The sequence below is a fragment of the Acinetobacter sp. 766875 genome, from assembly GCF_000582055.1.
Classification (GTDB): domain Bacteria; phylum Pseudomonadota; class Gammaproteobacteria; order Pseudomonadales; family Moraxellaceae; genus Acinetobacter; species Acinetobacter nosocomialis.
The window spans coordinates 317,037-338,586 of the sequence record NZ_JEXX01000002.1 but is presented as its reverse complement, the minus strand read 5'-3'; the positions used below and the strand labels follow the sequence as shown (position 1 = coordinate 338,586).

General features: G+C 39.7%; 24 protein-coding genes, 2 pseudogenes and 1 riboswitch. Of the genes and pseudogenes, 17 read left to right on the top strand and 9 right to left on the bottom strand.

The genetic code is table 11. The features are described 5' to 3' along the window. Both J576_RS19515 and J576_RS04075 read left to right on the top strand, forming a co-directional pair. A pseudogene (locus tag J576_RS19515) lies at window positions 1-442 on the top strand (IS5-like element ISAba27 family transposase); the annotation flags it as partial. Window positions 443-524: 82 nt separating this feature from the next. Next, entirely contained in the window at window positions 525-869 is a 345-nt protein-coding gene (locus tag J576_RS04075) for a hypothetical protein (RefSeq protein WP_033855512.1), read from the top strand. 63 nt (window positions 870-932) lie between these two features. Here J576_RS04075 and J576_RS04070 read toward each other — a convergent pair whose 3' ends face one another. Then, window positions 933-1,193, bottom strand: coding sequence for a DUF2798 domain-containing protein (locus J576_RS04070; RefSeq protein WP_002156931.1), 261 nt, complete (start codon window positions 1,191-1,193; stop codon window positions 933-935). A 240-nt stretch (window positions 1,194-1,433) separates the two neighbouring features. Between J576_RS04070 and J576_RS04065 the strand changes: the two genes are divergently transcribed. Continuing rightward, window positions 1,434-1,772 (top strand): tRNA-binding protein, encoded by a 339-nt coding sequence (locus J576_RS04065; protein ID WP_002156976.1) that lies wholly within the window; start codon window positions 1,434-1,436, stop codon window positions 1,770-1,772. 1 nt (window position 1,773) lies between these two features. On the opposite strand, the gene lnt is transcribed toward J576_RS04065, so the two are convergent. After that, entirely contained in the window at window positions 1,774-3,333 is a 1,560-nt protein-coding gene (gene lnt, locus J576_RS04060; RefSeq protein ID WP_002156963.1) for an apolipoprotein N-acyltransferase, read from the bottom strand. Continuing rightward, entirely contained in the window at window positions 3,330-4,169 is an 840-nt protein-coding gene (locus tag J576_RS04055; protein WP_002156911.1) for a CorC family transporter, read from the bottom strand. Before J576_RS04055 ends, lnt begins: the two co-directional genes overlap by 4 nt. A gap of 184 nt (window positions 4,170-4,353) precedes the next feature. On the opposite strand from J576_RS04055, the gene tusA reads away from it, so the two are divergent. Together tusA and J576_RS20395 are read left to right on the top strand one after the other, a co-directional pair. After that, window positions 4,354-4,611, top strand: coding sequence for a sulfurtransferase TusA (tusA, locus tag J576_RS04050; RefSeq protein ID WP_002053527.1), 258 nt, complete (start codon window positions 4,354-4,356; stop codon window positions 4,609-4,611). 132 nt (window positions 4,612-4,743) lie between these two features. Then, window positions 4,744-5,123: pseudogene (locus J576_RS20395) on the top strand (hypothetical protein). A 43-nt stretch (window positions 5,124-5,166) separates the two neighbouring features. On the opposite strand, the gene J576_RS04045 reads toward J576_RS20395, so the two are convergent. Next, entirely contained in the window at window positions 5,167-6,879 is a 1,713-nt protein-coding gene (locus J576_RS04045; protein WP_002053275.1) for an electron transfer flavoprotein-ubiquinone oxidoreductase, read from the bottom strand. Between the two features lie 184 nt (window positions 6,880-7,063). Between J576_RS04045 and J576_RS04040 the strand changes: the two genes are divergently transcribed. The 5 genes from J576_RS04040 to J576_RS04020 all read left to right on the top strand — a co-directional run bounded on the left by J576_RS04040 (window position 7,064) and on the right by J576_RS04020 (window position 11,473). Beyond that, window positions 7,064-7,675 carry a DUF1285 domain-containing protein gene (locus J576_RS04040; protein WP_033855511.1) on the top strand — a complete coding sequence of 204 codons (612 nt, stop codon included), beginning with the start codon at window positions 7,064-7,066 and terminating at the stop codon, window positions 7,673-7,675. Between the two features lie 48 nt (window positions 7,676-7,723). Continuing rightward, window positions 7,724-8,590 (top strand): glutamate racemase, encoded by an 867-nt coding sequence (gene murI / locus J576_RS04035; protein ID WP_031959255.1) that lies wholly within the window; start codon window positions 7,724-7,726, stop codon window positions 8,588-8,590. Window positions 8,591-8,710: 120 nt separating this feature from the next. Further along, the gene (locus J576_RS04030) at window positions 8,711-9,715 is read left to right on the top strand and encodes a DUF4062 domain-containing protein (protein WP_002053430.1); all 1,005 of its coding nucleotides are present in this window, start codon (window positions 8,711-8,713) and stop codon (window positions 9,713-9,715) included. A 73-nt stretch (window positions 9,716-9,788) separates the two neighbouring features. Continuing rightward, complete coding sequence (hemH, locus tag J576_RS04025; RefSeq protein WP_002053301.1) at window positions 9,789-10,805, top strand: ferrochelatase; 1,017 nt, start codon at window positions 9,789-9,791, stop codon at window positions 10,803-10,805. A 23-nt stretch (window positions 10,806-10,828) separates the two neighbouring features. After that, window positions 10,829-11,473: an MBL fold metallo-hydrolase gene (locus J576_RS04020; protein WP_002053459.1), complete on the top strand. Its 645-nt coding sequence runs from the start codon at window positions 10,829-10,831 to the stop codon at window positions 11,471-11,473. Here the strand turns inward: J576_RS04020 and J576_RS04015 are convergent. Then, window positions 11,470-11,664, bottom strand: coding sequence for a DNA gyrase inhibitor YacG (locus J576_RS04015; protein WP_001138289.1), 195 nt, complete (start codon window positions 11,662-11,664; stop codon window positions 11,470-11,472). The two genes, J576_RS04020 and J576_RS04015, sit on opposite strands and share 4 nt — an antisense overlap. 87 nt (window positions 11,665-11,751) lie before the next feature. On the opposite strand from J576_RS04015, the gene J576_RS04010 reads away from it, so the two are divergent. The 5 genes from J576_RS04010 (at window position 11,752) to J576_RS19510 (ending at window position 14,982) form a co-directional block, all read left to right on the top strand. Next, window positions 11,752-12,390 carry a class I SAM-dependent methyltransferase gene (locus J576_RS04010; protein ID WP_081401013.1) on the top strand — a complete coding sequence of 213 codons (639 nt, stop codon included), beginning with the start codon at window positions 11,752-11,754 and terminating at the stop codon, window positions 12,388-12,390. Continuing rightward, window positions 12,380-13,585, top strand: coding sequence for a TIGR03862 family flavoprotein (locus J576_RS04005; protein ID WP_002053484.1), 1,206 nt, complete (start codon window positions 12,380-12,382; stop codon window positions 13,583-13,585). Before J576_RS04010 ends, J576_RS04005 begins: the two co-directional genes overlap by 11 nt. Window positions 13,586-13,662: 77 nt before the next feature. After that, the gene (locus J576_RS04000; protein ID WP_002053388.1) at window positions 13,663-14,073 is read left to right on the top strand and encodes a GFA family protein; all 411 of its coding nucleotides are present in this window, start codon (window positions 13,663-13,665) and stop codon (window positions 14,071-14,073) included. A gap of 44 nt (window positions 14,074-14,117) precedes the next feature. Next, a riboswitch (Fluoride riboswitch) is annotated at window positions 14,118-14,184 on the top strand. A gap of 124 nt (window positions 14,185-14,308) precedes the next feature. Beyond that, complete coding sequence (gene crcB, locus J576_RS03995) at window positions 14,309-14,689, top strand: fluoride efflux transporter CrcB (RefSeq protein WP_002053480.1); 381 nt, start codon at window positions 14,309-14,311, stop codon at window positions 14,687-14,689. A gap of 164 nt (window positions 14,690-14,853) precedes the next feature. After that, window positions 14,854-14,982, top strand: a complete 129-nt coding sequence (locus tag J576_RS19510) for a hypothetical protein (RefSeq protein ID WP_002053279.1) — start codon at window positions 14,854-14,856, stop codon at window positions 14,980-14,982. Window positions 14,983-15,114: 132 nt separating this feature from the next. Here the strand turns inward: J576_RS19510 and J576_RS03990 are convergent, their stop codons facing one another. The 3 genes from J576_RS03990 to J576_RS03980 all read right to left on the bottom strand — a co-directional run bounded on the left by J576_RS03990 (window position 15,115) and on the right by J576_RS03980 (window position 17,355). Then, window positions 15,115-15,447 carry a HopJ type III effector protein gene (locus J576_RS03990; protein WP_000046495.1) on the bottom strand — a complete coding sequence of 111 codons (333 nt, stop codon included), beginning with the start codon at window positions 15,445-15,447 and terminating at the stop codon, window positions 15,115-15,117. A 254-nt stretch (window positions 15,448-15,701) separates the two neighbouring features. After that, window positions 15,702-15,956 carry a type B 50S ribosomal protein L31 gene (locus tag J576_RS03985; protein ID WP_001224256.1) on the bottom strand — a complete coding sequence of 85 codons (255 nt, stop codon included), beginning with the start codon at window positions 15,954-15,956 and terminating at the stop codon, window positions 15,702-15,704. A 100-nt stretch (window positions 15,957-16,056) separates the two neighbouring features. Beyond that, the gene (locus J576_RS03980; RefSeq protein ID WP_002053487.1) at window positions 16,057-17,355 is read right to left on the bottom strand and encodes an ABC1 kinase family protein; all 1,299 of its coding nucleotides are present in this window, start codon (window positions 17,353-17,355) and stop codon (window positions 16,057-16,059) included. Between the two features lie 257 nt (window positions 17,356-17,612). On the opposite strand from J576_RS03980, the gene J576_RS03975 reads away from it, so the two are divergent. Both J576_RS03975 and J576_RS03970 read left to right on the top strand, forming a co-directional pair. Beyond that, a complete protein-coding gene (locus J576_RS03975) occupies window positions 17,613-18,860 on the top strand; it encodes an SfnB family sulfur acquisition oxidoreductase (protein WP_002053477.1) in 1,248 nt (415 codons plus the stop codon). A 32-nt stretch (window positions 18,861-18,892) separates the two neighbouring features. Then, the gene (locus J576_RS03970) at window positions 18,893-20,143 is read left to right on the top strand and encodes an acyl-CoA dehydrogenase family protein (RefSeq protein WP_002053386.1); all 1,251 of its coding nucleotides are present in this window, start codon (window positions 18,893-18,895) and stop codon (window positions 20,141-20,143) included. Window positions 20,144-20,176: 33 nt separating this feature from the next. On the opposite strand, the gene abeM is transcribed toward J576_RS03970, so the two are convergent. Continuing rightward, on the bottom strand, window positions 20,177-21,523 hold the full coding sequence (gene abeM / locus J576_RS03965) for a multidrug efflux MATE transporter AbeM (protein WP_004710751.1): 1,347 nt from the start codon (window positions 21,521-21,523) through the stop codon (window positions 20,177-20,179). Window positions 21,524-21,550: the final 27 nt, after the last annotated feature.

The window sequence follows — 21,550 nt, the reverse complement described above, 5'->3', positions numbered from 1 at the left end:
AAAAAAAAATCAGAGTAAGTTCTACAGTGGTAAAAAGAAGAAACATACGCTAAAAGCACAAGTGATCTATCATCCGAACAGCAAACAAATCATAGGGCTAGATATATCGAATGGCAGTCAGCATGACATTAAATTGGCAAGAAGAACGGTTAAAAAATTCAAACATTGTAAATATGTTATGACCGATTTAGGGTACTACGGATTAGAGCAAGATGGCTTTAAATTATTGATGCCAATAAAGAAAAAGAAGAATTTACCCTTATTTGATGTTGAGAAAAAGTACAATAAAATGATTGGAAAAATACGAGTTGTGATCGAACATATTAATAGTCAATTGAAAACATTTAGAATATTAAGTGAACGCTATCGAAATAGACGGAAAAGATTCGGTTTACGCATTAACTTAATCGCTGCACTGGTAAATCGGATGAACTTGCAATAACGACTTTCGCAAGAGGTCTATTTAAATAAAAGCTTTGCATAATAAATAAAAAAGCACTTTATAAACTTATAGGAGAGATTAAATGAAAGCATTTCTCGTACTTGATGAACTAAACCAGTTTCATTGGGCGATGCTTAAGTCTGTCCTATTGATTTTAGCATTATTACCAATTGCTGAAGTTTCATTAAAACTATGGCTGAGTACAGAAGGTAGCAGCCAAATCATGATTGGTTTCTTCGCATTAAGTATTGTGAGCGCGTGGTTAATGGTGAGCTTCTTTATGGCATTAAAAGCGAGTGTATGGCAAGCTAAACAGATCTCTTCTAAATATGAGCAATTAGTTTTTAAAGCTTATCGCTATGTACCTATGGTCTTTTTATCAAGCTTAGTTGCTTATTTATCTTTAGAATTATCAATCGCTTTTTAGTGATATTTAAAACCAAATTTTTAAATAAAACGTAGAGGCAGTATCTACGTTTTATTTTTTTGTTTAAGCAGGCTCAACCAATCGTGCTGTGATTTTACGGACGACGGGTAAGACTAAAAGCAGCGTTGGAAAAGCAATTAACCAAGAAATGACCCATGCAGACATCCAGACATTTATAGAAAAGCCTTCTAGTCCTAAACTTCGTAAAGTGCTGACCATGGACACTACAAAAGTCATAATGATGGATAGAAGAAAAGGTAAAACAATAGCTGTATAACGACTTGGAAGTTTCTTAAAATTATAGAAAGTTTTTTGGTTTTCCATTTTGACTCCGTAAACCAACAAACGCCCGCGCCATTCAAAATATAAAAATATTTTGAATAAATAGCTCCAAGCCTTGTTGGAGGTATGTTGGAACGTTGATTGACGTAAACGTTTACGGCTTTTGAGTCAGCAGATTTAATTTAACATGAATTTTGAGAGCTGAAAATAAAAAGAGGGTGTTTCTTTATTTGTACATATTATATGCTTCAAATCAGATATTTAAGAATATGAGAAAAGTAAATGGAACAAATCGAGTGGAATGATTTTTTAAAAGTAGAGCTTCGTGTAGGTAAAATTATTCAAGCTGAGGTTTTTGAAAAGGCGCGTAAACCTGCTTATATTCTGCATGTAGATTTTGGTGAAGAATTGGGTGTACGTAAATCGAGTGCCCAGATTACTAAACTTTATCAACCGCAGGACTTGATTGATAAATTAGTGGTTGCTGTCGTGAATTTCCCTAAAAAACAAATTGGTCCTATTCAGTCAGAATGCTTAGTGACAGGGTTTCATAACGCAGATGGGGATGTTGCACTTTGTATCCCAGAGTTTGAAGTTCCTCTGGGTACAAAGCTATTATAACTTAGCGACGTGATTTATAAGACACATCAACTTTACGTGGACGATAGATCCAACCTAAAACCAACAGTAATACTGCAAATCCTAAAATTGGATAATCACCTAAACGGTTATAGAGAGTTTGGCCTTGCATAGCCGGTAAATCACCTCTCAAGACAAACTCTTTATCAATCGGTGCTTGTTCAGTGATATGACCATTTTGATCAATAAATGCTGTTACACCTGTGTTGGTTGCACGAATAAACCAGCGACCATTTTCTTTCGCGCGCATTTGTACCATTTGTAAATGTTGCCATGGGCCAGCAGTACCCGTAAACCAAGCATCATTAGATACAGTCACCAAGAAGTCGCTATCTTCTGCATTACGTCGTGTCAGGTTTGGATATGCCACTTCATAACAAATTGCAGCAGCAAGCGCATGCCCTTTAATTAAGAGTGGTTTCTGGTTGCTCTCACCACGTGTAAAACCGCTCATGCTAATATCATTTTGCATGGCTGGTAACACCCAAGAGAGTAAACCTGAAAGCGGAATATATTCACCAAACGGCACAAGACGCTGCTTTTTATAAAGGCCGCTTGAATCGCTGCCAGACGCCATAATACTGTTGTAATACAGAGGACTGCCGACTTGATGTGATTTTGCAACATCCCAATAAGGAATACCGGTTACCCAAGCGGTATGGTTCTTTTTCGCTTGTGCATCCATGGCATCCAAAAACGGTTCAATATCGGTTTGGAAGAGTGGAATTGAAGACTCAGGCCATACAATGAGGTCACGGCCCCATTCAGATTGAGTTAAACCTGCATAAATTTCTAATGTTCTAACTTGATATTCGGTTAGCCATTTTAAATCTTGTGGAATGTTACCTTGAATAAGCGAAACACTAAGCGGTTTAGCCGCTTTAGGTTGTACAAACTGAATATATGATGCTCCCCATGCACCTAAAACTAATAGGGCAGAAGGAATAACCCAGAAAATACGCTTACGCAGAACTTCAACTAAAGCACACGCCAATACAATTGCCACGAAAGAAATTGCATAAATACCAAATAGCGGTGCATAGCCATCAAGTAAACGTTCGGTAAAAGCGTACCCTACAAATAGCCATGGGAAACCTGTAAACACCCAAGTTTTAGCCCACTCAAAAACAATCCAGAGAGGGGCGAAAGTCAGCGGTGTTTCAGGGAAGAAGCGTCGATAAACCCAAGTTTGGAATGCTGTAAATAACCCCATCACAAGAGCCATAACAGCAATCATACATACGCTTAAAAAGGCATTGGTATCGCCGTATACATGGATAGATGTATAGAGCCAGAAAGCCCCTACAAACCATAAACCAAAACCATAACTCCAACCAATCGCAAATGCTTGTTTGGCTGAGCGTTTATGTAATGTTGCATAGAGTAGGGCAGGAGACAAAATTGCCAGCCACCACCAATAATAAGGTGCCAGTGCAAAACTAAACACGGCACCTGAAAATAAAGCAATGAGCAATGGAAAAATTAATGGAAGCTGTTTTTGTTGTTGCGAAGAATCTAACAGCTTTTCAAAGTATGCTCTCATTGACGTACAGCTCGAATCAGATGAATAGTGCGGGCATCTGCTTCAACAATCGTAAATAACCATTTTCCAAGTTCAACTGTCTGACCTTGTAAATCACTGACTAGACCAATTTCTTGAAGCAATAAACCGCCGACAGTTTCTACTTCATCGTCAGAAAAATCAGCATCTAAAACAGTGTTGAAGTGTTCAATTGGTGTAAGTGCCTGCACCATCCATGCATTCGCTACAGTATGGTCGTTATCTGGAACAATGTACTGAGCATCTTCATCAGCAGTATCATGTTCGTCTTCAATTTCACCAACGATCTCTTCAAGAATATCTTCAAGCGTAACAAGACCAGCCGTTGAACCATATTCATCAATGACAATTGCGATATGGGTTTGGGTATGTTTGAGCATACGAAGAACTTGATCTGAACGTGCGCTTTCAGGCACAAATAATGGCTGGCGCATAAGCGAGCCAATATCTAATTTGGTATTCGGTTCAGTCAAAAATGGCAGTAAATCTTTTGCCAATAAAATACCGACGACGTTATCGGGTTGGTCAGCTGAGAAAACTGGAAAACGTGAATGAGCAGACTCAACCAATACGTGAAGAATATCAAGTAACTGATCATCTTCTTGCATACTGATCATTGCTGTTCGTGGCGTCATAACTTCACGAATTTTTGTAGCAGGAAGGTCAAGAACACCTTCAAGCATGGCAACAGTATCAGGTTCTAAAAAACGACGTGAATTTTGGACTAGTTTTAATAATTCATCTCGGGTTTCGGGCGCTGTACCTAACCACTTTCGTAAGCCTCGCATTCCCCACGACGGACTCGGTTCCTCTTGCATGATCTTTCCTAAAGACTCAATGTATCAAATGAATACATTGATCATACCGAAGAAAAGGCCCTTATGCATCTATAAAACAAAGTAAAAGACAAAACACATATTGTTATGTAAACACCAGTTACAGTTCATAAGTCAGTGATCGGTTTATGCTAAAATGTGAAAATTCTATTTGTTCGAGTTTGTTATGTCAGAACAACCTATTTCACCTACTGTACAACTCAATACGCGTGGTTTACGTTGTCCGGAACCTGTCATGATGTTGCATCAAGCCATTCGTAAATCTAAGTCTGGAGATGTGGTTGAGGTCTTCGCAACAGACAATTCGACTTCGTGGGATATTCCTAAATTTTGTATGCATTTAGGTCACGAGTTACTTTTGCAAGAAGAACGCTTAGATGAAAATGGTCATAAAGAATTTCATTATCTGGTGAAAAAGGGTTAATAGAATAAATAAGGCTTCTAATGAATAGTGTTGGGAGCCATTAAACATTTAAATTATTTTAAAATGATAATTTTTTACAAATAAGAATCATTATATAATCTATAAAATTAAGTATATAAATGGCATATAAAAATGAAAGATTATTTTCTAAAACGAAGCTTATTTATTTTCCTTTGGTTCGCATGTCTTGCTGGTTTGTTAAGTATAAAAGTTTCTTGGTTAACTGAGACTATGGCTACAATAATTTTATTCACTTTTATAATTCTCGGTTCAATTATATTAGGTTATAGAAATACATCTTTTGCTCCAGAATCAAAAATTAATAATAGCCTCATCTTACATACAGGATTCATGGGATTTATGCTAATGATTGATTTATTGTTTGGAAAATCAGCTTGGTATATTGATCTAGCACGTAATTTTGGTTTTCTTAGCTTATTTTTATTAGGCACATTTATTTTCTATAAAAAGAATTTTAATCTAAAAGTATCAAAATACCGCCTTTTCAATAAGTGGATACTAATAAAAAAGCCCCGATTATTCGGGGCTTTTTTATTACATATTAGGGTAATTCGGACCACCGCCGCCTTCAGGCGTTACCCATGTAATGTTTTGAGATGGGTCTTTAATATCACAAGTCTTACAGTGAACACAGTTTGCTGCGTTAATCTGGAAGCGTTTAGAACCATCATCATTTTCCATGATTTCATAAACACCAGCAGGGCAGTAGCGCTGAGCAGGCTCATCCCATTTTGGTAAGTTCACATTCACTGGAATTGAAGGATCAGTAAGCTTCAAGTGAGCTGGCTGATTTTCTTCATGTACAGTGTTTGAGATAAACACCGAAGACAAACGATCAAATGTAAGCTTGCCATCTGGTTTTGGATAGTTTGGCTTAAAGCTCGTTGCATCAACAGTTTTCAATGCAGCGAAGTCTTGTTTCAAATCATGCAAAGTGAATGGAACTTTAAAGACGTTCTGGTCGATAAAGTTAAATGCACCACCAATCCATTGACCAAATTTATGCATTGCTGGGCCAAAGTTACGAGAGTTATAAAGCTCTTCTTTTAACCAGCTGTTGTTAAATTTGTCAGTGTATGAAGTTAATTCTTTAACGAATAAATCTTCACCTTCAGTAACACGAGCAATCGCAAGGTCACCGCCTTTTTCTACACCAGCAGCAATCGCTTCAAATACAGCTTCACCACATAACATGCCTGATTTCATGGCAGTGTGTGAGCCTTTGATTTTTGCAAAGTTTAAGAAGCCTGCATCATCACCAATTAAGCAACCACCTGGGAAAGTCAATTTAGGCAATGAGTTGAAACCGCCTTTCACTACAGCACGTGCGCCGTAAGAAATACGCTTACCACCTTCTAAATACTGTTTAATAAGTGGGTGAGTTTTCCAGCGCTGCATTTCCATAAATGGATACATGTGTGGATTTTCATAAGACAAGTCCACAATCATACCCAAAGTCACTTGGTTGTTTTCAGCGTGATATAACCACCAACCACCAGAAGAACCAGTTTCAGATAATGGCCAACCTGCACCGTGCATCACTAAGCCCGGCTTATGTTTTGCTGGGTCAATTTCCCAAAGTTCTTTAATCCCGATACCGTAGTGCTGAGGGTCAGCATCTTTATCAAGGTTGTATTTCGCAATGAGGCGTTTGCCTAAGTGACCACGGCAACCTTCAGCAAAGAGGGTGTATTTAGCGTGAAGCTCATAACCCGGAGTAAAGTTATGCGTTGGTTCGCCATCTTTACCAATACCCATGTCGCCAGTTTGAATACCTTTTACAGTACCGTCTTCATGATAAAGCACTTCAGATGCAGCAAAACCAGGGAAAATAGAAACTTCTAATTCTTCAGCTTTTTGACCTAACCAGCGAACAACGTTACCTAGCGAGATAACATAGTTACCGTCATTGTGCATGGTTTTTGGAACCATCCAGTGAGGTGCTTCTTTAGACGTAGTTTCTGAAAGCAAGAAGAAAGTTTTGTCTTCAGTTACAGGCACGTTAAGAGGCGCACCTTCTTCTTTCCAGTTTGGGAAAAGTTCATTAATAGCACGCGGTTCAAGTACAGCACCAGATAAGATATGCGCACCTACTTCAGAGCCTTTTTCAACTACACAAACTGAAAGATCGGGTAAGTTATTCTCAATCGCTAATTGACGGATCTTAATCGCAGCAGATAGACCTGCAGGCCCTGCACCTACGATGACAACGTCAAACTCCATCGATTCGCGTTCGATGTGTTCCATGTAGGACTCCTCAATACTTAAAGGTGGCAACCGTAATGTCAGATCATCCGGTGCTGCCGTGAGTTTTAATCCATAGGCGCAAATATGCTATTGTGCCTTTTATCGTTTTGGCTAGTATAGTTTTAAACCATGATCTAGCCAATTGGCTGAGTCGTCATATTTTCTCGTCAGCAAGGCATAAACTATGGTAAATCAAAATAATTCCCCATCGGATATGGGAAAAATACCGTTATCTGATGATAAAAACTTAATGAACATTGCACAATACTTAAAAGGTGTACAGCAAAGTCACAAAAGGTCAATCCCACCTTTAGAGCAATGGCATCCAAAGCATTGCGGTAAAATGGATTTAACGGTTAAAGCCAATGGAGAATGGTGGCACGAAGGTCAATTAATCAAGCGCCAAGCTCTATTGGATTTGTTTACCAAAGTCCTATGGAAAGAAGAGGGTAAATTCTACCTGAAAACCCCTGTAGAACAAATTGAAATCGAAGTTGAAGATGAACCTTTATTGGTCAATCAGGTCGTTCAGGTTGAAATTTCAGGTGATCAGTTTTTGCAACTGACTACCACCAATCAAGATGTGATTTTAGTTGATGCAGAACACCCGATTTTTATGCGCGAATATGCAGGAGAATTACGCCCATACGTGCATGTCCGATTTGGTATTAATGCGCTTATTCAACGTCAGGCTTTCTATCATCTCGTAAACTACGGAACACTGGTCGAAAATGATAAAGGCGAAACCATTTTGCAGTTAAAAAGTGGTAATTTGCACTTGCAATTAGGCACTTGAGGTTTAAGCTTTATAGAGTGAAATTTTCCGACACTCTTTAGTACTGCCATGACTGCCATACAGCCTTTATTTACTGAATTAGAATCTATGCCTAAAGCATCGGCAGATGCCCCAATTGGTATTTTTGATTCAGGTATTGGAGGTATGTCAGTTGCAGCAGAAATTGCCAGATATTTGCCAAACGAACATATTGTGTATTATGCCGATACAGCCTATGTTCCTTATGGCCCTCGTTCTGATGAAGAAATTAGAGAGCTTACCGCTCGCGCTGTCGACTGGTTATACCGCCAAGGTTGTAAAATTGCAGTCGTGGCATGTAATACTGCCTCAGCATTTAGTCTTGACCATTTACGTGAACATTATGGCGAGCACTTTCCCATTGTTGGTTTAGTACCGGCATTAAACCCTGCCGTATTACAAACCCGTTCTAAAGTAGTTGCAGTGTTGGCAACGCCTGCTACTTTTCGTGGGCAACTCATTAAAGATGTTGTGGAAAAATTTGCTGTTCCAGCGGGTGTTAAAGTCATGACTTTAACCAATCTGGAGCTTGTTCCTTGTGTAGAAGCAGGACAGCAAATGAGTCCTGTTTGTTTAAATGCATTAAAAGAGGTTTTACAGCCTGCAGCCGATCAAGGGGCTGACTATTTAGTACTCGGTTGTACACATTATCCGTTCTTAAATGAAGCAATTCATCATCTTTTTGATAACCAATTCACACTGGTTGATTCGGGATTAGCAGTTGCCCGACAAACAGCCCGTATTTTAATAAAAAATGAGTTATTATGTGACCAAATACGTCAGAATGTTGCACGTATTGAATGTTATGTAAGTGGTAATAATGCTGAAGCATTGCAACCTGTTTTACAGAATATGATTCCACAAGAATTGACATGGACGCTACACAATCTGAGTTGAGCTCTGTTGTAGGCATTCAGAAGAAAGCGTTTTTTTATATTTATTTTTCTTATTTGGGGCGGTTCATAATCTTGGCTTATTTGGGCCATATTAAGATTATGGGGCGATAAGGGTATTGTTATGCTCGATACACGCTATCAGATTTTTATTTCAACGTCAGGTCGCGAGATGCAACCTGAACGTATGGTTCTCTCTCAAACTTTAGTCAGTATGGGTTTTTTTGCTTGGGGTTTAGAGTATAGAAGTCCTTTAACTACAACACTTGCCCGTCGGCAAATTGATGAATCGGATTATGTTGTTTTGTTGCTAGGTAGCCAGTATGGTGAACAATCTATTTCTGGTGCTAGTTACTTTGCTCTAGAGTATGAATACGCTTTAAGTCGAGCTAAACCTATTGTGGTATTTATGCATGAACAGCCTGAAAGCCGCGAGATGCATTTACAAGAGGCTCATCCACAGCTTAAAGAAAAATTTCTCGCATTTAGAAAAAAACTATTACATGAAGCTCACCACATATTTTACTTTAAAAGCCCTCGTGACTTAGAGTTAGCGGTCCGTTTAAATATGCCTTTAATAGTTGAACAGCATGTGGGGCAAGGCTGGGTACCTGCACACCAAGCACATCAATTAGAAGATGAAATTAATCGATTAAAAAGTAAAATTTCACAATTAGAGCAACAGTTAGTAGAGTCATCAACTCAAACCAATGAAGTGGCTCCACATGATGTTTTTGCGTTTGAATATCACATTCAAGCTTTTCAAGATGGCAACTTTAGAGAGCTTAAGCGTCAGAGACAAATGACTTGGTCACAGCTCTTAAGTATATTGGCTAAACATTTTGAGACAGCCATGCCAGAAGAAAACTTTGGAACTTGTCTCAACGAATATCTCAATCATGCGGGACTAGAGGATGCCCGTCAGGAACTGCCAAGAGCACATGCGGTGGCTGGCGCACAGATTAATCACAAGGCACTATTCCGTATTAAAAATCAGATGCAATCACAGGGGTGGATTGTTCCAACCAAGATTGATCAGCAGCATAGTTTATGGAAGGTAACGACAAAAGCGCAAAAGCTCTTGCTCAGTTATAAATGGAACCATCGGGTGACTCGATTAAAAGCTTAGAGCAATTCAATTTAGATATGACCATGAAAACTGTTACATTAGTGTCATAAGATGAACTGAAAGGCATTTGCGCATGTCGTTTGAACAAAAACCGAAAGTTACTGTCATTTTAGCGAATTTAGGCACACCGGATGAGGCAACTGTCCCAGCGGTGCGCCGTTTTTTAAAGCAGTTTTTATCTGATTCACGTGTGATTGAAATACCAAAATTCATCTGGTGGATTATCTTAAATCTGTTTGTTTTGCCTTTTCGCCCAAAAAGAGTAGCGCATGCCTATGCTTCGGTATGGTCTACCGATTCGCCCATGCGTGAAATTGTATTTGAGCAAACTCAACGTGTGCAGGCTTATTTAGAGCGTGAAAATAAACAGTTTGACTTAACTGTGTTGCCCGCCATGACTTATGGTAATCCGGGTATTGATGCAGTTTTAGAAAAGTTGGCAGCTCATCCACAAGAGCATGTCATTTTATTGCCTTTATTTCCTCAGTATTCTGCCACATCGACAGCACCGTTATATGACGCATTTGCTAAGTGGATTCCTACTCAGCGAAATTTGCCAGGCTTGACCATTATTAAAGACTACTACCAGCACCCAATGTTTATTCAAGCACTGGCAGAAAGTGTTTTAGCTTATCAAGCACAGCATGGTAAGCCTGAAAAACTATTGATGTCTTTTCATGGTATTCCGCAGCCTTATGCAGACAAAGGTGATCCTTATGCAGACCGTTGTCGCATTACTGCTAAGTTAGTCGCTGAAGCTTTGCATTTAAAAGATGATGAATGGGCTATTAGTTTCCAATCACGTTTTGGAAAACAAGAATGGGTGAAACCTTATACCGATCAGCTCTTACAAGATTGGGCGAAGCAAGGCGTTAAGTCTGTTCAGGTTTTAAGTCCCGCTTTCTCTGCTGACTGTTTAGAAACACTTGAAGAGCTCGCTATGCAAAACGCTGAGTTGTTTCAAGAGGCAGGTGGTGGAAGCTACGCTTACATTCCTGCTTTAAATAGCGATCAAGCTCATATTGATTTGCTTGCAGGTTTAGTTCAGGCTAATCTTGATGCCCTTACCCATACCTTAGCCCACCGTTAATTGCGTTTTAGCCAGAGGTTCTTATGCTGCAAGTCAAAATTGTTCCAGTTACTGCTTTTGCTCAAAATTGTTCTATTGTTTGGGACAGTGAAACAAAAGAAGCAGTTTTGATTGATGCAGGTGGCGACGCTGCTGTTTTGAAGAAAGAAGTAGAAGCTTTAGGTTTAAAAGTAAAGGCGTTATGGCTCACTCATGGGCATTTAGATCACGCAGGGGCAGTGGGTGAACTCGCAAAAGAGTGGAGTGTTCCTGTTGTTGGTCCGCATAAAGAAGATCAGTTCTGGCTAGATATGATTCAGGAAGTTTCTGCACGTTATGGTTTTCCAATTCCACAGCCTGTAAAAGTCGATCAATGGCTTGAAGGCGGTGAAGTGCTAAAACTCGGTGAAGATGAGTTTGAAGTGCGTTTTGCACCAGGACATACACCAGGTCACGTCATGTTCTATAACAAGAATCATGGTTTACTCTGGACTGGCGATGTCCTGTTTAAAGGCTCAATAGGCAGAACAGACTTTCCACGTGGTAACCATGAGCAACTCATTGAATCGATTCAACGTGAATGCTTTAGCTTGCCAGATCAAACCCAGTTTATTTCGGGTCATGGTCCAATGAGTACCATTGGCTATGAAAAACAATTTAACCCTTTTGTCGCGGGTAAAGCGGGTTAATCCTCATAATCATCTTCATGCTGACTACCCTTGTCTTGCTGAGGAGCATCTTGGGTAGGCAGTCTATATTCATCGTTTGCCCAAGCGCCTAAATCAATGAGTTTACAACGTTCAGAACAAAACGGACGAAATTCATTGCCTTCCCAAACACTTGGTTCACCACAACGTGGGCAGGGGAATGTACGTGGCATAAAGCGATATCCTCAAAGTGAAGAGAAATAGATTAGGCAAAAGTCAGGTGACTTGTTAGACTTGTGCCGATTTTTATTTAGTTTGATGTGATTATGCAGATTCGTCAATTTCAAGCACAACGTATGCAAGCGCCTCGTGATTTTACCCCAATTGAAAATACTCCAATTTGTGTAGAAATTGGGGCAGGCAAAGGTAAACATGCTCTGCTATTTAGTGGGCAAAATCCTCAGCACACGTTATATGCAATTGAGCGAACTAGAGAAAAATTCTTAGCCATGCAAAAGCAGCATGGTTTGGAACCAAGAGACAACTTGGTACCTCTACATGCAGATGCTTTACCTTGGGTTGTACATGCTTTACACCCTGCTCAAGTTGAACATTTTTTTATTCTCTATCCGAACCCAGAACCTCATAATCCAGCACAACGCTGGTTGAACATGCCATTTTTTGAGTTCCTGTTATCACGCCTGAAAACAGGTGGAACTATTACTTTAGCAAGTAATATTCCTGAATATATTGAAGAAGCTGAACAACAGTTATTAAACGTGTGGAAGCTGTCTTACCAAAAAGAAAAAATTGCGCAAACCTCTGCACGCACTCATTTTGAAATTAAATATTTAGAGCGTGGCGAGCTTTGTCAGCAGCTCATTATGACCAAGCCTGAAGGTTATACCACTCGTTTTGATGAGTTTGCGCCATTGCAAGGGCAAACACATGGCGAATAAGCGGATTGCCATTATTGGTGCTGGTCCGGCTGGTTTAATGGCAGCTGAGGTACTGAGTCAGTATGCTTATGAAATTGATGTGTTTGAGCAAAAACCTTCGGCTGCGCGTAAGTTTCTGATGGCTGGTAAAACAGGGCTAAATATCTCGCATGCTGAACCATTATCCCAGTTCATTGAACGTTATGACCATGCAGAATGGCTCAAACCGTGGGTTAAAAAATGGGATGCAGTCTGGATTCAGAACTGGATGAAAAGTCTAGGAATAGACTCGTATGTAGGTAGTTCTGGTCGTATTTTCCCTGTTGAAATGAAAGCGGCTCCTTTACTTCGTGCTTGGTTAAAACGTTTAGCAGAACAGCAAGTTAAATTCTTTTATCGTCATCGTTGTATTAATTTGCAAGGTACAACAGTGACTTTAGAAAACCAAAATAATCAAATCACTGAAACTTTTACCCAACAATACGATGCAGTGGTATTAGCATGCGGGGCGGTGTCTTGGTCTCAATTGGGTAGTGATGGCGCTTGGCAAAAATGGATGGATCAATCCAGTATCGAACCTTTTCAAGCGAGTAACGCAGGGGTATTGCACACTTGGTCAGCTTTTATGGAAAGTTGTTTTGGGGAACCTTTAAAGCGTATCAATGCGTGGGTTGAAGCTAACCAATTTACTCATGGTGATATTGTGATTACTCACTACGGTTTAGAAAGTGGGGTCATTTATAAACTCGGACGAGCTTTAAGAGAACAACAAAAACAAGGAAAAAGTTTAAATCTATTTTTAGACTTATTGCCTGATGTAGAGCTTACACAGTTAGTTAAAAAGTTACAGGCTAGCAAAAAACAATCGCTTACTAATATCTGGCGTAAAGCGGGCTTAGACACGGCCAAAATTAACTTAATTAGAGAAGTGGTTGATAAATCGCTATGGAGCCAACCAGAGGTTATGGCTCAGCAAATTAAAGCACTTCAAATTAAGTTAGATGGTTTTAGACCGATTGAAGAAGCAATTAGTTGTGCTGGTGGTATCAAGCAAGATGCATTAACTGAAAGCTTAGAGCTTAAGCAAACCTCAGGTGTTTTTTGCTGTGGCGAAATGCTGGATTGGGATGCTCCTACAGGCGGATATTTGCTGACAGCATGTTTTGCTACGGGCCGAGCAGCTGGTGAAGGTGTGCATTCATTCTTAGAAAAATAACAGCGAATTTGGTGCTATGTTTGATATGTGAAAAGTGTTATTTTTGAGCGATCAATAATAATAGGATTTATGAGAACATGTCTCAGACATCACCAGTTTATCAAGGAAGTTGTTTATGTCAGGGTATCCGCTATGAAATTAAAGGCGGTATCGGAGATATTATTCAGTGCCACTGCCAACGCTGTCGGAAAGCCAATGGAACAGCATTTGCAACGAATGCTCCTGTCAACAGTGCAGATTTTAAAATTACACAAGGTGAAGACCTCGTCAAAAAATTTGCTGTGAACGGTGTGTCCCGTTGGTTTTGTAGTGAATGTGGTTCACCGCTTATTAGCTCGCGTGATGCCCAACCTGAACTGTATCGTTTAAGAATTGGGACACTAGATACACCATTAGACCAAAAGCCGACAATGCATATTTTTGCTGCTTCAAAAGCAGAGTGGGAAAGCATTTGTGACGATTTACCGCAATACGATGAACGTCCATGATTTAAAAAGTATGTTTTAATCAACTTTTAGATGATTTAATATACTTAAAACAGGGAGATGGCATTCCTCCCTTGAAAAACCGCCGTATTGGCTAATGATGCCTACGTTACCCTCATGTATTTATATCGCTGGGTACGTAGGTTATTGCGTACTCTGCTTATTTTTGGAGTACGCCATGTCATATTTTCCCTCATTATTTTTTGCTCTTTTAGCATCTCACTAAAGGGGTGGTTCTATGTATTATCCTTTACTTTCAATTGCTTTAGGCTCGGTTCTAGGGGCGTGGTTGCGTTGGTTTTTAGGTTTAAAACTGAACCCGATTTATCCGCAAATTCCGTTGGGTACTGTTACTGTTAATTTGGTCGGTGGCTTTATTATTGGTTTTGCGATGGCTTATTTTGCTCATAGTGATTTGAGCCCGAATTATAAGCTTTTTGTGATTACCGGTTTTTGTGGTGCTTTAACTACCTTTTCAACGTTCTCGATTGAGATTGTGACTTTATTGCAAAGTGGTAAGTTGGGAATGGCGATGTTGGCGATTTCTATTCATTTAATTGGGTCTTTAATTTTTACGTGTTTGGGGTTGGCGACTTATTATTGGGTAGCAGGCAACTGATATTCCGATGTTTAAGGAGCGATATATACTGCACGGCCTCTGTTTTACGATATTCTCCAAGACCATTTGTATAGGCATACCTTACTTTTGAGAGATCAAAAGTAAGCAAAAATCTTTTGTTTCGCTGATCTACATCCATGTAGCACAGCAAAACAGCGGCATCCATGCCGCTTGTCACGATAGTAAATGATGAATTAAAAACATCTGATTTATTTTGGGATTTGATACGCGTTAAAGTCATCAACAGCCTGACTGAAATCAGCTATATATTGTTTTTGCAAAATATTGGATAAGTGCAAACGGGAAACAGGTTCTGTTGATGACAAATGCCTTTGGTTACTTTGGGCAAAACCAAAGTAACAGAATTAGCTACTTTCATTTGAGAATAAACGGTAAGACTCCCTCGTGTATTCACAAATTCTTAATTACTTTTCAGTTAAAGCCTGACCTTCAAACTTCACACCATCCCAACCATTTTGCATAAACTGACGAATATTTTGGTGGTCAGTTCCCTCTGGGGTAGCCAATACAGATGCGTAGTGCTCTGCAAATAAACTTAAAGTTTGTGCTTGGTCTAAACCTTGTAACTTGGCAAAAGAGAAAACTTTTGCACTGCCTTGATTTTCAGTTGCAGCGTTATGCTGTGCGCCATTTTGAAAAGCTGTTGGAGTATGTTGGTAGCGTGCTTCAATATAAGCTAAAACGTCTGAAAATTTTGCTGTGCCTGCTTGTAATTGGGCAAGTAACTCTTGTGCCATAATCTTAAACTTCCTAACAAATGGGGCTTAAGCATAGCATCGAATACACGCTTTGAAAGCGTGGGAGCTATAAAAAAATGATGGGATATTTGGAAAATTGAGAATATTTTTTAGACAAGATGTGGATAAGTTTTAGTTTATACACAACTGAAAAAAATATAGAAAAAATCCACATAAAAAAAGAAGCCTAAGTGGAGGAGATGAGTCTTAGGCTTCCAATGATTTAAGTGTATTGGTTAAAACTTAACGTAAGATTAACTTTTACGATTGAAGCGGGCGAAGCGTTTGTTAAAGCTTGCAACACGCCCTTCATTACTTGCTTGACGTACTTCACCTGTATAGAACGGGTGTGATGCACTTGAAATATCAAGAGTCACATAAGGATAGACTTGTCCTTGATATTCTTTGGTTTGTTTCGTCTGAATGGTACTACCAATTAAGAAGTACACGTCTGCATTGGTGTCATGAAATAACACTTGTTGATAAGCAGGATGAATATCTTTACGCATGAGAGATTGTCCTAAATTATTTTTGATTAAAGAAATGTTATAACATAACAATTAATAAGTCAATGTAACCCTAAAAGGCTACATTGATAAGTAAATTAAGTTAGTTAGAAGGTGGAACCAGCTCTTCAAATAAATCATTCAGGTTGTCATGTACTTTTAAGTGAATGAGGTTCCAGTAGTGTCCTGAAATGGTTCTATTAACCATTAATGTATCTGGTGAAGGTTTAAAGACATCCCAATATTTTAAAGACTTTTTCACGAGTAACATGCCATCATGATGGGATGAATTCTCTGCAAAATCATAGGTTGTGGTAAGCGGACGCAATAACACTTCAATCCAGAGTTTATAAAGATCGCTCGGGAATTTACCTTTTTCGGTCAGTGAGTGTAGAGCAAGTAACTCAGTTTCAATAAGATCAATATCTTCATGACGAGCTGCATTCACCAATCGTTTAAAGCTATAGACAATTTCATTGGAAAGCGTTTTAACACTGCCATAGTCATAAATAATGACACTGCCATCTTGGCGGAAGGCAAAGTTACCCGGATGAGGGTCACAGTGAAAACGTTTTAAAAAGAACATTTCCTGACCTAAAGCGCGGATTAAACGTCGGCCAATTGTGTTTCGAATTTCGATAGGCCAAGAACTAGCAGTTTCAATACTGTCACCTTGTTCAAGGCTTAAGGTTAAAATACGTCTTGAAGAGTAATCTTTATAAACAGTCGGGATAATAATTTTGTCGTCTAATTTACTATGAAAAGTTTTAAAGACCTCAAGATTTTGAGCTTCGATTTCATAGTTAAGCTCTGCTGATAGACTATCTTGAATCTCTGCAAAAAGCTGATCTTGCAGCTTTTTATCAATCTTAAGTACACCCATTAAGCGTAGTGCTAAACGTACTTGTTTTAAGTCACTTTCACAGGCTTCATCAACACCGGGATATTGAACCTTAACCACAACTTGTTCACCATTTGGCAAAACTGCTTTGTGAACTTGTCCAATCGATGCAGCAGCAAAAGGCTGTTCATCAAAAGATTTAAAGGCAGCATTGAGCGGTTTTCCAAGCTCACGTTCAACTTGTTGCTGAATCGCTGCAAAAGGCATGGCTGGAGCTTGGCGTTGTAGTTTTGATATTGCTTTAGCAACTTCTGGTGGGAAGATATCTTTATATTGCGATGCAATTTGCCCAACTTTCATGACAGCACCTTTCATTTCACCTAAGGTGTCTGCAATCTGTAGACCGATATCTTGAAACAATTTAGTTTTTGCAGCCAGTTTCTGTTCTTCATCCGCAGTCAGGTTTCGAATCGAGTTAGAAACGGTTTTTGTTGCAATGCTCGCGGTCATTCCTGCAAGTTTCATAAATCGTTTGCCAGGTGAACTTGCATTCTTTGCCATATCTTCGATACCTCGTTGACTACAACATAATATTGTCTAGTTTTGATCATAGGTGACAAAACTTAAAAAGCCTATATGAAATTGTTTATCGCATGTAAGAAAATTTTCGAAAAACAAAACGTTATTTTTAAAGTAAAAAATGTGAAAAGCTTTTCAAAATTCATTTCATAAACAAAGCTTTAATATCTATAAAGTCGCTGTTTTTTTAGTGCTAAGGTGAAGGACATGTTAAATAAGAAATAGAGACAATAAAAGTTATGACCAGTCTAAATTCGTCCTATGGGCGCTCTCAAGCGGTTCCTTTATCTGTATTCGAGCAGTCGAAAGATGCACATATTATTCGTTCTGATGAAGAAGCAATTGAGATTGCCAAGCAACTTGCTCAAGAGTTTGCCCAAGAAGCATCAGATCGTGATAGAGAACGCCGTTTACCCTTAAATGAAATTCAGCAGTTCTCACAAAGCGGCCTGTGGGCCATTACAGTACCTAAGCAATTTGGTGGCGCACAAGTCAAGTATCGAACTTTAGCAGAAGTGATCAAAACAATTGCAAGTGTCGATCCTTCCCTTGCTCAGTTGCCTCAAAATCACTTGGCTTTTATTGAACATTTAAGACTAGATGCGAAACCTGAACAGCAACAGTTCTTCTTTAATTTGGTGCTAAGAGGAATTCGTTTTGGCAATGCATTTTCGGAAAAACACAGTAAGACAGTCGCGGACCTTACGACTAAACTTGAAAAGACCGAACATGGCTATGAAATTAATGGCAAAAAATTCTTTGCAACGGGTGCTTTGCTCGCACATTGGATTCCAATTGTTGCTGTAAATGAACAAGGACAACCTTATGCTGCACTTGTGCCACGTGAAACTTCTGGGGTCAATATTATTAATGACTGGTCTGGTTTTGGACAACGTACCACCGCTAGTGGCACGGTAGAACTAAATCAGGTGCCAGTACGTGAAGAATATCTAGTTCCGATTTACCAAGCATTTGAACGCCCAACACCAGCAGGTGCTATTTCTCAGTTTATTCAGGCTGCAGTCGATGCAGGTATTGCGCGTGGTGCAATTGAAGAAACGATTCAATATGTCAAAAATCACAGCCGTGCATGGATTGATTCAGGTCTGGAAAAAGCCAGTGATGACCCCTACACCATTGCAAATATTGGTGACTTAAAAATCAAACTGCGTGCAGCAGAAGCGGTACTGGATTTGGCTGGAGATGCAATTGATCAGGCGATTGCTGACACCACCGAAGAACATGTAAACCAAGCGACACTATTGGTTGCCGAGGCAAAAGTACTTACCACAGAAATTGCTATTTTGGCTGCCAATAAACTTTTTGAGTTATCGGGTACGCGTTCTACTTTATCTGAACTCAACCTTGACCGTCACTGGCGCAATGCCCGTACCCATACCTTGCATGACCCTGTGCGTTGGAAATATCACATTGTCGGTAACTACTACCTCAATGGAGTTCAACCACCTCGTCATGCATGGAGTTAAATTGAAGAAAAAACAAAATTAGGAGAATAACGATGACAACAGCTCAAATTGAATTAGAAGAACTATCGGTAGGCGCGGATTATGAAAAGGTTGCAAACAGATTTCGTCCTATTTTTGAGAAAATTGCGCAAGGTGCAATTCAACGGGAAAAAGAGCGAATCTTACCTTTTGAACCGATTCAGTGGTTAAAAGAAGCTAAGTTGGGTGCTGTACGAGTACCCCGTAAATATGGTGGAGATGGGGTTTCATTACCTCAACTGTTCCAGCTTTTAGCAGAGTTAGCAGAAGCTGATTCCAATATTGTACAAGCTTTACGTGGTCATTTTGCATTTGTTGAAGACCGCTTGGTTGCTCATAAAGAGCATTCGCAAGAAGTCTGGTTTCAGCGTTTTATACAAGGCGATTTAGTCGGAAATGCATGGACAGAAGTTGGAAATGTACAGATTGGTGATGTCGTTACACGTGTCACCAAAGACGCTTCGGGTAACTTGGTGGTAAATGGTGAAAAGTACTATTCAACTGGCAGTATCTTTGCAGACTGGATTGATTTATTTGCTTACGATGAGGTAAATGACCGTCATGTGATTGCTGCTATTTACCGTCATGAAACAGGTGTAAGTGTGCTTGATGATTGGGATGGCTTTGGTCAAAAGACAACCGGCAGTGGTACTTTAAAAGTACATCAAGTTCATTTGCCAGCTTCAAACCTCATTCCATTTGACCAACGTTTTAAGTATCAAACCGCTTTTTATCAGGTGGTGCATCTTGCAACATTAACAGGTATTGCGCGCGCTGCAGTCGAGACGTTCAGTCAGGAAATTCGTGAACGCAAACGTATTTTTAGTCATGGTAATGGTGACTTGGTTCGTCACGACCCACAAGTTTTACAAGTGGTCGGTAAGGCCTCAGCTCAAGCTTATGCAAGTGAAGCAATCACCTTGAAAACGGCCGAGGCATTACAAAAGGCTTATGAAAGCCATTTTGCCGAGTCTGAAGTGAAAGAGCATCAGTTTAATGTAGATGCCGAGCTTGAGTCGGCACAAGGGCAGGTCGTGATTTCCAATTTAGTGCTTGATTTAACAAGTCAGTTATTTAATGCATTAGGTGCATCAGCAAGTAGCCAAGCGAAACAACTTGATCGTTTCTGGCGTAATGCGCGTACTGTGTCTTCACATAATCCGCTTATTTATAAAGAAAAAGTGATTGGAGATTGGGAAGTAAACCGTACGGATTTACCTTTTGTCTGGCAAATTGGAGCAAGCCCGCGGGCAAAGTCTGCATAAAATAAAAAAGCCGATATTTCATCGGCTTTTTTATTAGGTTTGACTTAGGCGCTTTGTATTTAGGTAGAGCCGTGAGAGCAGTAAAACACAGGCGATACTTAAACCAATAATTAAACCAAGCCATACGCCAGCTACGCCCCAATGGGTATAACGTGCCAAATAAAGCCCGATTGGGAAAGCGATCACCCAATAAGCCATTAGGGTAATCCACATTGGTGCTTGTGTGTCTTGCATGCCTCTTAAACAGCCGGCAGCGCTGACTTGTAGAGCATCCATCAACTGATACCCCATTGCAAACCAGAGTAAATACATGGCAACAGGTACAACGTCTATATCTTGAGTATAAACCGAGACAATTTGTTCACGGCCTAAGGCAATAAACGACATAGTCAATAGAGCAAAAAATACTGCTGTGCTTAGACCAATCTTTTGTACTTGGTACATGGAAGCCCAGTTCTTTTCACCATAATACGTCCCCACGCGAATGGTTAAGGCAATTGCAAGTGATAGCGGAATCATAAACAACACAGAGGTAACTGAAATAGCCACTTGGTGTGCAGCAATAAACACTTCACCTAATGGGCTAAGGACTAATGCACCTGTACTAAAAATACTTACTTCAAAGAACACTGCTAAACCAATTGGCAAGCCAAGCTTTAAAATTCTTTTAACCCAAGTCAGGTTAATTTTGTCAAATCTACTAAAAATAGAAGTATTTCGATAAGCAGAAGCTTTATAGATATAGCCTGCTAAAGTGATCAGCATCAGCCATTGTAAAATGGAGGTTGCAAAGCCACAGCCTGCACTACCTAAGGCTGGAATTGGTCCTAAGCCATGCATAAAAATCATGTTAAGCGGGATTAAAACCACTAAGGCCAATAAGCTAATCGCGGTTACAGGACGTGGGTGGCCTAAAGCTTCTGAATAGCCACGTAGCGCTGCGTACATAGTTACAGCAGGCATACCCAAACCAATAGCATGCAAGAATAAACTTGCTTTAGGTCTTAAGCTTTCTGGAACACCGAATACGTGTAAGAAAAAAGGCATAAGCTGCAAAATGAGCATAGCCATTACACCTAAAATGATGGCAACCCATAATGACTGACGAACAATCACAGGAATTTGTTCTGTATTTCTAGCGCCTTTTGCCTCTGCAACTAACGGCGTAGTTGCAATCATGATGCCGCTAAACAGAAGCATAATGGGAACCCATAACCCTACACCTACCGCAATAGCGGCTAAGTCTGCGGCAGATAAATGCCCAGCCATAATGGTATCAATTAACCCGAACCCTGCTTGAGCAAACTGCGTAATTAAAATAGGTAACATTAAATGGAAGAGTTGTTTTAATTCAGCCCGAAACGACGTGACATTCGACACAAAAGGTACTCTTTATAAATATAAAAA